The 11,639-nt window shown below is 61.8% G+C and carries 9 protein-coding genes; 5 read left to right on the top strand and 4 right to left on the bottom strand.

The window, feature by feature from the left end; genetic code table 11:
- Nucleotides 1-111: 111 nt before the first annotated feature.
- Nucleotides 112-2,295, bottom strand: coding sequence for an AAA family ATPase (locus QZ184_RS07245; protein ID WP_296418785.1), 2,184 nt, complete (start codon nt 2,293-2,295; stop codon nt 112-114).
- A gap of 86 nt (nt 2,296-2,381) precedes the next feature.
- Between QZ184_RS07245 and QZ184_RS07240 the strand changes: the two genes are divergently transcribed.
- Nucleotides 2,382-3,506 carry an efflux RND transporter periplasmic adaptor subunit gene (locus QZ184_RS07240; RefSeq protein WP_247479548.1) on the top strand — a complete coding sequence of 375 codons (1,125 nt, stop codon included), beginning with the start codon at nt 2,382-2,384 and terminating at the stop codon, nt 3,504-3,506.
- A 12-nt stretch (nt 3,507-3,518) separates the two neighbouring features.
- Entirely contained in the window at nt 3,519-6,782 is a 3,264-nt protein-coding gene (locus tag QZ184_RS07235; protein WP_010313089.1) for an efflux RND transporter permease subunit, read from the top strand.
- 6 nt (nt 6,783-6,788) lie between these two features.
- Here QZ184_RS07235 and QZ184_RS07230 read toward each other — a convergent pair whose 3' ends face one another.
- From QZ184_RS07230 to QZ184_RS07220, 3 genes are all read right to left on the bottom strand, one after another.
- Complete coding sequence (locus QZ184_RS07230; protein WP_296418783.1) at nt 6,789-8,429, bottom strand: alpha-D-glucose phosphate-specific phosphoglucomutase; 1,641 nt, start codon at nt 8,427-8,429, stop codon at nt 6,789-6,791.
- A gap of 65 nt (nt 8,430-8,494) precedes the next feature.
- Nucleotides 8,495-8,923, bottom strand: coding sequence for a hypothetical protein (locus QZ184_RS07225; RefSeq protein WP_296418780.1), 429 nt, complete (start codon nt 8,921-8,923; stop codon nt 8,495-8,497).
- Nucleotides 8,924-8,968: 45 nt separating this feature from the next.
- The gene (locus QZ184_RS07220; RefSeq protein WP_256463396.1) at nt 8,969-9,094 is read right to left on the bottom strand and encodes a hypothetical protein; all 126 of its coding nucleotides are present in this window, start codon (nt 9,092-9,094) and stop codon (nt 8,969-8,971) included.
- Between the two features lie 398 nt (nt 9,095-9,492).
- Here QZ184_RS07220 and QZ184_RS07215 point away from each other — a divergent pair, with 398 nt between their 5' ends.
- The 3 genes from QZ184_RS07215 to QZ184_RS07205 all read left to right on the top strand — a co-directional run bounded on the left by QZ184_RS07215 (nt 9,493) and on the right by QZ184_RS07205 (nt 11,547).
- Nucleotides 9,493-9,666, top strand: coding sequence for a hypothetical protein (locus QZ184_RS07215; protein WP_296418778.1), 174 nt, complete (start codon nt 9,493-9,495; stop codon nt 9,664-9,666).
- A 125-nt stretch (nt 9,667-9,791) separates the two neighbouring features.
- The gene (locus tag QZ184_RS07210) at nt 9,792-10,661 is read left to right on the top strand and encodes a hypothetical protein (protein ID WP_296418772.1); all 870 of its coding nucleotides are present in this window, start codon (nt 9,792-9,794) and stop codon (nt 10,659-10,661) included.
- 7 nt (nt 10,662-10,668) lie between these two features.
- Nucleotides 10,669-11,547 (top strand): LysR substrate-binding domain-containing protein, encoded by an 879-nt coding sequence (locus QZ184_RS07205; RefSeq protein WP_296418770.1) that lies wholly within the window; start codon nt 10,669-10,671, stop codon nt 11,545-11,547.
- The last annotated feature ends 92 nt before the right edge of the window (nt 11,548-11,639 follow it).

Below are 11,639 nucleotides of genomic sequence, written 5' to 3'. Positions count from 1 at the left end.
CACCGCCGAAGCTCCCGAGCCGGTCAAGCAGCCCGTGCGCGGTCTCTGGTGATCCAGCGGATCGGTTGATCCATCCCAAAGCCCCGGCATTGCCGGGGCTTTTTTGTCGTCTTAGTCCGAACGGCGAGCGCTGAGGAGTCGATGCTCCAGCAACTGCGGCAGCGTCCCCTTCAGGCGTTGCTGGAGCTCGGCCTTGAGGCGATCGATCTCAGCTGGGCTGAGCGTTTGGCTGAGCTGCTGGCGGTAGGGGGCATCCGCTGCAAACCAACGGGCGAGCAATCCCTCGTTAATCGGTAGTGCCAGCCGTTCCTCCCACGCTCTCCACTCCAGGGTCCAGCCCTGCTGGATCAGGGCGGCCTCGAGCGCGCTGGGCTCGGGTTGGGGCCTGAGGATGGTCTGCTCGATCGCCATCACTCTCTCCAGCAGGACGGCCAACGCATCGGTGGGCGTTCCCGCGTGCTTCAGTCCTCCCGCGGGACCCAGCTGGGGCTGGCTGAAGAGCAGGCGCAGGCGGGCCTTCGGTGCAGCGAGTGCCGTGAAGGCGGCAACTGCGGCCTCGAGTTCCTCGGGGCTGCTGTGTTTGAGCGGATGCCGGCTGGCAATCCATTCGAAGCGTTGGCCGCTTCCCTCGAGTGCGCTGAGGTCTGGGATCAGTTGGGGGCGCTCCAGGCTGTCGAGAACCTCCAGTTGTGTGCCCAGTCGCGTTTGATCGGCGCTGCTGGCGGCGTGGATCACCACACCGCCTTCGGGGCAGCACTGCAGGGGATCGAGGGCCCAGAGCAGGGAGCGGGCCTCGAGCAGGAGTACCCGGTCATGCCGTTGCCAAGGGGCATCAGCCCAGAGCTCCTGGCGGAGGCGATCGAGGCGTTCCCCTTCGCTGCCGGACTGCCGTTGAATCCAGCGCTCGAGCTCGGGGTCATCCGGACCGCTGCTGAGCATCTCGCCGAGTTCCTGCTGATGCTCAACGGCCGCGGCGAGCTGGGCGGCACGTCGCTGCTGCAGCCGTTGGCGGCGCTCCCCTTCCCAACCCAGGGTTCCGGGCTGCCAGAAGACCTGCCCCTGGAGATCGCTGGGTAGGTATTGCTGGGCGACCCAGTGCTCGGCGTAGGCATGGGGGTAGCGGTAGCCGACACCATCGCCGAAGGCCTTGCCGTCGCGGTTGGCGTCGCGCAGATGGGCCGGCACCGCCTGGCGGTTGCTGGCTTTGACGTTCTTGAGGGCGTCAAAGAAGCCGAGCAGGCTGTTGCTTTTTTCGGTGGAGGCCAGATAGAGCGCCGCCTGGGCCAAGGGATAGAGGCCTTCGGGTAAGCCCACCCGCTCGAAGGCCGCGGCGCAGGCCTCAACGACCACGACGGCTTGCGGGTCCGCCAGGCCGATGTCTTCCCCGGCGGAGATCAGCATGCGCCGGAAAATGAAACGGGGGTTCTCCCCGGCTTCGATCATTTTCGCCAGCCAAAAGAGAGCGGCATCGGGGTCGCTGCCGCGCAGGGACTTGATGAAGGCGCTGATGGTGTCGAAGTGGGCGTCCCCTTGTTTGTCGTAGAGAACGGCCCGCTGCTGGATGGATTCTTCGGCGATGGCCAGGGTGATGACGATCTGTCCCTCGCCATCGGGCTCCGTCGTCTCCACCGCCAGCTCCAGCGCATTGAGCAGGCTGCGGGCGTCGCCGCCGGCCACCTCGACGAGATGTGCTGCGGCCTCAGGACTGATCTGGACGGGCCGCTCTCCATAGCCCCGTTCCCGATCGCGCAGGGCCCGCTCGAGCAGTTGATGCAGGTGCCGGTTCTCGAGGGGCTGAAGCCGAAACAGCCGTGAGCGACTGACCAGGGCTTTGTTGACCTCAAAGAACGGGTTTTCGGTGGTGGCTCCGATCAGGGTGACCGTGCCGTTTTCCACCCAGGGCAGCAGTGCATCCTGTTGCGCGCTGTTGAAGCGGTGCACCTCATCGATGAAGAGCAGGCTGCGCAGGCCGTGCTGATCGAGCCGGCGCTTGGCTTCATCGACCTCGTGGCGTAGGTCCTTCACGCCGGCAAGGACGGCATTGAGACTGCTGAAGTGGGCCCGGGTGGTGGCCGCAATGATCCGGGCCAGGGTGGTTTTGCCGACGCCCGGTGGGCCGTAAAAAATCAGGTTGCCGACACGGTCGGCGTTGATGGCACGCCGCAGCAGTCGACCGGGTCCGAGGATCTCCTCCTGGCCTTGAAAGTCGTCGAGGCTCCTGGGCCTGAGGCGATCAGCCAGGGGGGCATGGTGCTGGCGCAGCTGCTCACCGTGATGGCTGAAGAGATCGCTCAAGCCGCGCCGAATGAGGTGTCGATCTCCATCATCCGCGGGACAGAACCCTTCAGCATCCCTAGGTTGCGGATTCCTGAGTCACTGTCGTGCGGCGCCTGCTGGCTCCCCTGCCGTTGTTGCTGTTGTTGGTGGGCTGTGGGCCCAAGCAACCCCAACGCCAGCCGACGGCCGTTCAGGTCCAAACGATTGGTTCGGCTGAGTTCAATCCATCGATTGATGTCATCAGTCGCTTGAGCTCGACCACCGATGTCTCGCTCAGGCCCGAGGCCGATGGCCGGGTCGTGAAGATCCTGGTGAAGCAGGGGCAGAAGGTGAAAGCGGGCGAGCCGATTTTGGTGCTCGACAACGTGCAGCAGACCGCGGCACTGGATTCGGCCAAGGCCGAGGCGCGCAAGGACCGCCTTAATGCCGAGCGCTACGTCTTTTTGAATGAACAGGGCGCTGTTTCCACCAAACAGCGGGATGCTTACGTCACCCAGGCGATTCAAAGTGCCGAGCGGGTGCGCTCCGATGCCGCCACCCTGGGATACAAGTACGTCACCTCTCCCATCGATGGAGAGATTGGCGATCTCGACACGGTGAAGCTCGGCGATTACGTCCGCAAGGGGCAGGCGATTACCGGGATTGTTGATAACTCCACCCTCTGGACGTTGATGGATGTTCCTGCGACGGAAGCCTCGCGCGTCGCACTGAACCAGGAGGTTCTGCTGCGCACCCAGGGCAATCCGCCGGTGGAGGGGAGCGGCAAGGTGGTCTTTATCTCTCCCTATTTCGGCGTCAGCGGCAACAGCTCTTCGCCCAACACGGTGTTGGTGAAGGCGGCGTTCCCCAACCTCACCGGCAAACTCAAGACGGGCCAGTACGTCTTGAACCGGATCATCACCGGAAGCCAGCAGTCCCTCTCGGTCCCGGTGTCGGCGGTGTTGATGCAAGCCCAGCAGCCTTTTGTCTATCGGATCGTTCGTCTCTCGGAGGCCCTGCCCAAGATCAAAGCTTCCAAGACCGTCCCTGAAAAACAGAAAAAGCGGCTGGCCTCAATGCCTGGCTCGACGCCAATCGTGGTGCAGACGTCGGTTCAACTGGGCGATCTCCAACACAACCGCTACCCCGTGCGTTCGGGCTTGAAGGCTGGGGATCAGGTGGTGGTCAGCAATACGGCTCTGCTGCGAACGGGTTTGCCCGTGACCATCGCTCCGGCCAGCAAGCCCTAGGGAGCAGCTGCGATGTCGCTCTCAGATCGGTTTATCAAGCGCCCGGTGCTCACCACGGTGTGCAGCATCTTGATCGTGCTGGTGGGACTGATTGCGATCCCCACCCTGCCAATTGAGAACCTTCCCAACATCGCTCCACCGCAGATCCAGGTCACGGCGAATTACAGCGGAGCGAACTCCCTGGTGACGGAGCAGGCGGTCACCAACGTTCTCGAGCAGCAGATCAACGGCGTGCCGGGAGCGGCCTACATCTCCTCGCTGACGACCAACACCGGTGCCAGCACGGTCAATGTCTTCTTTGACGAAGGCACTGACATCAACATTGACCAGGTCAATGTGCAAAACCGGGTGTCCTTGGCGATGCCCCAACTGCCATCGCAGGTGAGCAACACGGGGGTCTCGGTGATCCAAACCACCCCCTCAATCCTGTTGGCTTATCAGGTCTCCTCCTCGGAGGGGCAGTTCGATCGCGCCTATCTCAATGGCCTGATCTACGAGCAGCTCTACTACCAGCTAGAGCGCATTCCAGGGGTTGCCCAAGCGACCTTGTTTGGCGGGAGTAACCCGGCCTTTTGGCTGTTCGTCGATCCGAACAAGCTCACGGCCAACCAGCTGACCGCTGATCAGGTGGTCTCGGCTGTTCGCAGTCAGAACTCCGTCGCCATTGGTGGCCTGGTCGGTGGTCCACCGGCGGGGGGAAATCAGCTCTTCACCTATCCGATCTTGGTGGAGAACAATGGCAACTTGGTCTCGGTTGATCAGCTCAACCAGTTGATCGTTGGTCGCTCTCCCCAGGGCAATCTGCTGCGCTTGCAGGACGTGGGAGAAGCCACCTATGGCTTCAACACCTTTGCGACGGAAGGGAGTGATATCAATGGCTACCCCGCGATCACCGTCGGCGTTTATCAGACCCCCGAGAGCAACGCCCTGCAGGTGAGCGAGGCGGTGGTGAACCTGATGGATCAGTTCCGCGCTCAGGTTCCTCCGGGGGTGACGGTGCAGCAGATCTACAACGTCGGGCAGTTCATTGAGTCCGCCGTTGGAGGGGTCACCGATGCCCTGGGCTTGGCGATTGTGTTGGTGCTGGTGATCCTCTTTCTGTTCCTGCAGGACTGGCGCGCCACGGTGGTTCCGAGCCTGGCGATTCCGATCTCCTTGGTGGGCACCTTTGCCTTCATGAAGGCCTTTGGTTTTTCGATCAATCAACTCACCTTGCTGGGCCTGGTCTTGGCCACGGGCCTGGTGGTGGATGACGCCATTGTCGTGATTGAAGCGGTGGCCAAAAACCTTGAGCAGGGAATGAAACCGCGTCAGGCCGCCCTCGAATGCATGGGCGAATTGATCGGAGCGATCATTGCTTCCTCGCTGGTGCTGATGGCGGTGTTTGTGCCGGTGGCGTTTTATCCCGGTGGGATCGGCATCATCTACCGCCAGTTCGCCTTGACGATCGCGTTCTCGATCGCAATCTCGACGTTTAACGCCCTGACCTTCTCGCCGATGATGGCGGGGCTGATCTTGAAGACTGAGAAGCCTCCGCGCCCAGAAGGCTGGCGTTGGACCGTGGCTGGTCTGGTGATTGGGCTGGGTTTTGGAAAATTCAGCGCCGCCTCCTTTGGCCCCCTGGCCTATGTCGTGGGGATTGCGGGGTTTGGCTTTGCCGGCAGTCGGCTGGCTCTGATCTTTGATCGCTTCAATGCCTTTTTTGCTCGCTTGGAGCAGGGCTATGGGCGTCTCCTCCACTGGCTGATCGATCGCCGGCGTTGGATCTTGATGGGTTTGGGAGCTGGGATTGTGACCACCGCCATTGCCTTCAATGCCCTACCCACGGCCTTCATCCCTGAGGAGGACCAGGGCTATGGCCTGGGGATCTACCAACTTCAGAACGGAGCGTCCCTCTCTCAGACCCAACAGGTGGGCATGCAGATCGCCGAGGTGCTCAAGCAGGAGAAGAACATCACAGCAGGCAGTGTGATCAGTGGTGCTGGGTTTAACGGCAATAGCCCCGATCAAGGTCTGTTTTTCTTTGGGCTGAAGCCCCTGGATGAGCGCTCAGGCTCCGAAAACAAAGCCCCGGCGATTGTTGATCGCCTGAATGCCAAGTTGTCCCGCTTCAGCAGTGGCCTGGCGGCGGCTTCTCAACCCCCAGCCATCCCAGGGTTTTCGGCGCAAGGGGGCTTTTATTTCCAGTTCAACGACCTCAGTAATGGTGCCTATACCTTCACCCAGTTGGATCAACTGGCAGAGCAACTGGTCAGCCAGGGTCAGGCCAGCGGAGCCTATTCCAACCTCTATACCCAGTTTGTTCCAAGCGCTCCAGCCTTTGGACTGAAGATCGATCGATCGATTCTGGGTGCGCTGAATGTCGACTTTCAGCAGGCCATGCAGACGATCGCCATTTTGGCGGGTGGTAACTACTCCGGTCTGACCTACGAGAGCGGTCAGGTGCGCAACATCTATGTCCAGGCCGAGCCCGCCGGTCGCCAGGGGTTGGAGAACATCCTGAGCTACTACGTACGCAACCGCGACAACAAGTTGGTGCAGGTCTCGGAGTTCGCCTCGTCTGAACTCTCCAGTGCACCGCCGGTCATCAGCCACTACAACCTCTACCGAACGGTCTTGATTCAGGGTGTTCAGGCCTTGGGTAAGAGTTCTGGTCAGGCGCTCAGTGCGATCCAACAACAATTCAAGGCCCTTGATTTCAACAACATCGGCTATGCCTTTACGGGGATTGCCGCTCTACAGCTCTCGGCCGGCAGCGCCAGCGTGTTGGTCTTTGGCCTGGGGGTGTTGTTTGTCTATCTCGTGCTCTCTGCCCAGTACGAGAGCTACGTCACCCCGGTGATCATCCTGATGACGGTGCCCTTGGCGATGCTCGGCGCCTTGGCGTTCCTCTCCCTGCGCTCGATTGATCTCAATATCTATGCCCAGGTGGGCTTGGTGACCTTGATTGGTTTGGCCGCGAAAAACGGCATCCTGATCGTCGAGGTCGCCGAGCAGCATCTGGAATCGGGGATGTCCTACGGCGAGGCTGCCATTGCCGCAGCTGAGTCGCGGATGCGGCCGATCTTGATGACGGCCATCGCCTCATTGGCGGGATTCTTCCCCTTGGTGGTGGCCACCACGGCGGGAGCCAACAGCCAGCAGTCCCTCGGCACCGTGATCTTTGGTGGCCTATTGGTCGCCACGGTGCTGTCGCTTGGGGTGGTTCCGCCGTTCTATGTCGCCATCAAAAACTTGGAGGAGCGCTGGTTTGGCGCTCCAACGGCACGGGGTTAGGGCTGATCAGGTGATCACGGTCGGGCGGTCCATGCCCGTGCGGGTCTTGATTTCAGCTAGGGCATCGGCTGCAGTGATCAGGTCGGCCAAGGCGGTCTGGGGATCCTGGTTCAGATCACCGCTGCTGGGCACATAGCTCTCGAGGTAGAGCCGCAGGGTGGCGCCTTGGGTGCCGGTGCCGGAGAGGCGGAAGACAACGCGGCTGCCGTCATCCAGCAGGATCCTCAGGCCCTGGCCGGTGGTCAGGGAGCCATCCACCGGATCGCTGTAGCTGAAGTCATCGGCCGTACTGATGCGGCGGCCGGCGAAGTCCTGGCCCACCAGTGAGGGCAGCATGCCCTTGAGGCGGTCATAGAGGCCATGGGCCTTCTCGCTGGCGATCGCTTCGTAGTCATGGCGCGAGTAGTAGTGCCGGCCGAAGCGCTTCCAGTGGGCATCCATGATCTCGGCCACCGAGCAGCGCTTGCTGGCCAGGATTTGCAGCCAGAAGAGAACGGCCCAGAGTCCGTCCTTTTCTCGGATGTGGTTGCTGCCGGTGCCGAAGCTCTCCTCACCGCAGAGGGTGATGCGGTCGGCATCCAGCAGGTTGCCGAAGAACTTCCAGCCGGTGGGTGTCTCGAAGCAGGCGATGCCGAGCTCCTTGGCGACGACGTCAACGGCGGCGCTGGTGGGCATGGAGCGGGCGACGCCCGAGAGCCCTTGGGCATAGCCCGGCGCCAGCGTGGCATTGGCGGTCAGCACCGCCAGGCTGTCGCTGGGGTTCACGAAGCAGCGGTTGCCCAGGATCATGTTCCGGTCGCCATCGCCATCGCAGGCCGCACCAAAGCGATAGGCATCGCTCTCCATCAGGAGCTCGGCCAGATCGTGGGCGTAGGTGAGGTTCGGGTCGGGGTGCCCACCACCGAAATCCTCCAGGGGCTTGCCGTTGCGGACTGTTCCTGCCGGTGCCCCCAGCAGGCCCTCGAGCAGTCGGGTGGCGTAGGGGCCCGTGACGGCGTGCATCGCGTCGAAGGCGATCGGGAAGTCGTCTTGAATCAGCGCCTTGATCTGATCGAAGTCGAACAGCTTCTGCATCAGGGCGATGTAGTCATCAACCCCATCAATCACCTCCAGGCGGAGATCTCCCACCGTCTGCTGGCCGACGGCATCAAGGTCGACCGGCGCGGACTCGAGGATGCGGTAGCCATCCAGGGTCTGGGTGCAGGCGTAGATCGCGTCCGTGAGGGATTCGGGGGCCGGACCGCCATTGGCGCCATTGACCTTGACTCCGAAATCACCGTCGGGACCACCGGGGTTGTGGCTGGCCGAAAGGATGATGCCGGCCGTGGCCTGGTGCTGGCGGATCAGGTTGGAGGCGGCCGGGGTGGAGAGGATTCCGCCGCTGGTGGTGATGATGCGGCCCACGCCGTGGGCGGCGGCCATGCGGGTGATCACACCGATGGCTTCACGGTTGCCGAAGCGGCCATCGCCACCGACCACCAGGGTGCCGCCTTGGATCCCGGGAACCGTGCGCAGGATCGCCTCGATGAAGCTCTCGAGGTAGTGGGGCGTTGCGAACTGACGGCTGCTCTTGCGTAGCCCCGACGTGCCTGGTTTTTGATCGGAGAAGGGGGTCTCGAGAGCGATCTGCCGCACGCCGCTGGTCATCGGTGAGAGCCGAGGGGGCACCAAGTTAGACCGATGTTCTTGATTCCAGAGGTGATGCGGCGCAACTAGCTCCCGCCAAAGCCAAAGCCGCTCTTCTTCTGGCTGTCAGGGGCTTGGGGCTGGTTGGCTTCGGGCTTGGCCAACTCCAGGCTGCGGCAGACCAAAAGCAGGCGCTGGGCTGGATCGCTTAAGGCTTCCCGCCGTTGATAGCTGTTGCTTGCGGCGGGTTTGGCTTTCTCAAGGATGCTCCAGAGCAGGTCCTTGCAGCTGGCGGGAAGTCGGGGGTGATCCATCAGTGGATCGGCGAGCTCTCGGGACCGTGAGCAGCTGGCGGCGCTGTTGTCGCGGGCGCAGCTGATGGTGATCAGCTGCAACTCCTTCAGGCTCTCTTCGCTGGGGAAGGGAACGTAGGGGTCAGCCGCCAGCCCCGCTCCGCCGCTCAGAACTGCAGCAGCGGCAAGGGGCAGGGGCAGCAGCTGACGCAGGGACACCATGGGGCCGGGCTCACTGGCATCCATCTTGGATCGAAATCGCGGCGCCTAGCCCAGAACCATCTTTTTGCTGCGCGCGGGATGCAGCAGATCAATCATCAGGGTGTTGATCCATCCGTCCTGCTTGCTCTGCCAGAACAACAGCAGATAGTGCCCTTTGCGTTGGATCCGCATGGCTAGAGCAGCGGGGTCACCCTCAAGTAACGCGGCTCTGCGTGGCAGGGCTCAAAAGCTCTGCTTTGGTTTCAACAGTTGGAAGAGACTGTGTTCCTAGGACTGTTGAAAGCCGGTGTTTATACCGATAGCGCAGCGCAGATCTGCTCCATAACGTGTGTGCATCTCCGATGGGGATGGGGAACTGAAGGCGCTGGGGGGCCAGCGTCTTTTTTATGGCTCAGGACGCTGAAGAGACCGGTTTTTTTACTCATGGTGTTGCTCTGCGAGCACTCCTAGAACAGCAGCAGACACCAACAGAACGCCCCTGTTCGGGCGCTCGGGTGCCAAGGGCGGCCAACAGGCCGCCCTTCTTCATGGCCCCTGGCTAAAAGGGAGGCTCCATTGCCGTGGGAGCGATGCCTCTTCTGCCGCGCTGGCGCTTCATGACCGATGAGGCCAAGGCTTTAACCAAGCGGGTTGCTGTCTCTGCGGTGGTCTTGCTGCTGGCAGCGCTGTTGCTCCGTGCCCTGCTGCCCTGGATGCTGCTGGTCCTGCTCCTCTGGGGGCTTTGGCGCTGGCGGCGGGGCTAGCAGCCTTGGGTGCGCCATCGTTTTGTATCTGCCGGTACTAACGGGGCCAGGCGATCTCTAGGTTTTCTAACGATGGACTTGGGTAACTGACTTGAGGCAACCAGTCGAGCCCTGGGCTTGAACTCATGTTTGACCCGTTTGGTCTGTCCTGCCTGGATTACTTGATCTGGCTGCGCTCAGGTCAGGAGGCCACGCTTCGCCTCTCCTGCAGTCAATCCACCATTTCCCGTAACGCGAAAGCTGTCGCCGAATCCCTTGGCCTGGATGCCCGCAAGCTCGAGGGGGAGTGGAGCCTGGATGGGGATCTCTCGCTCCTGAATGCCGAGAGGGAGGTGCATCAGTTCGCTCGCTGGCAACGGAAGGATGCCCTGCGCATTGACGGGATCTACGGGGCTGGGGCGCCCTATCTCGAGGGTCTCTCTGATCCTTGGGTCTGCGGTCGATCGAACTTCATGGGGATTCCCTATCCCATGGTGTTGCTCAGCCAGTCGATCTTGGATGTCTGGATCGGTTGCCATCCCGATCTGCCGGAGGAGGACGACAGGTTTGCGGTGATCCCCCTCAGCCGTTACCCCGCCTATTTCTTGGTGGATCGTGCACACCCTCTGCTGGAGTCGCCAGGCGATTTGACCCTGGAGGATTTGCGGGGATTCCCTGTCCTTTCCCTGCCCGATGGTGCGTTTCCGAAGATGCAGCAGCACCTGAAGGGCTTGGGCTTGGCGCGCACTCCAGTGGGAACGACGCGCCATGACCCGCGCCGTTGGGAGGGGCGCACCGAGGATCAACTCACCATCAGCTACGGCAGCCCCCACACCGTGGCCTGTTTCGCTGGGGCCAAGGTTGCTTTGCCTCTCTCCACAGGGCTGACCTTGGGGGATTCCCTGGTGGTGAAGCGCCGTTTCGCGGACAGCGACGCCTTTGTGCAGCTCGTGGCTCAGCTGCGTGCGCGTGCTCAGTCCCTGTCGGCGTCTCGCCCTGAGCTGGTCAGTTGTTGAGCGGCCAATGATTGGACTTGATGAACTGGATTGCCTGGATTACCTGATCTGGCTGCGCACCGGTGATCGGGTGGCCCAACGGCTCAACTTGGATCAAGCCTCGGTGTCCAGAAAGGCGCGGCGAGCCGTGGCGGCCTTTGGCTTGGAGACCAGAAAAGTCGAGGGCGAATGGCAGCTGGAGGGGGATTGCACGCTGCTCGATTTAGAGCGGCAAGTTCACCAAGATTGCCGCTGGAAACGGGACCTGCCGCTGCGGATCGAGGCGCAATATTATTCCGGCCCGTTATTGCTCGATGCACCCCCCAAGGGGTGGCTCTGTGGTGCCTTTGATTGTCTTGATGTCGCCACTCCTTTAAGCCTCTTAAGGCGTGGTGTTGTGGATGTTTGGATTGCTGGCTTTCCTGATGTGCCTGCTGACGATGACGATGCTTTCGCTGTCGTTCATCTCGATCGTTTGCCGACCCATTTGGTGGTCTCCCCCGGTCACCCCCTGACCCGCTTGGGTCAAGCCATCACCCTGGAGGATGTCCGTCAATTCCCCTGCTTGGCCTTGCCCGATGGAGCTTTCCCGAAGTGTCAGGCTGTTTTGGAGGGATTGGGCTTGTGGAACTCCCCCTCGTCGGTCCGCCGCTACTCCTATGAGGCCTGGGAAGGCCGAACCGCCGATGAAGTCACAGTGGCCTACGCCAGTGCCTTTTCGATCAGCCTGTATCCCACAGAAAAGGTGATTTTGTCGATTGAGATTCCACTGAAGGTTGGCGACAGCGTCGTGGTGCCGCGTCGGTTCGCGAATCATCCGCGCTTTCTGGCGTTGCTCGAGCACTTGCGCTCGCGCCTGGAGTCGATGCGTTCGGCCTACCCCGAGCTCGAGATCCTTCCGGCCTAATCCCGCTCCACCCCACTGCCGCAGCGCTGGCGGTTGCGTTCGAGTTTGCGCCGCAGTCGTTCGGTGATGCCCAGATCGGCAGTGCGCCAGAG

This window comes from Vulcanococcus sp. DEBay_Sum22DG08_74 (assembly GCF_017852955.1).
Lineage (GTDB): Bacteria > Cyanobacteriota > Cyanobacteriia > PCC-6307 > Cyanobiaceae > Vulcanococcus.
The sequence above is the reverse complement of the archived record's forward strand: the minus strand, read 5'-3'. Positions and strand labels throughout refer to the sequence as shown.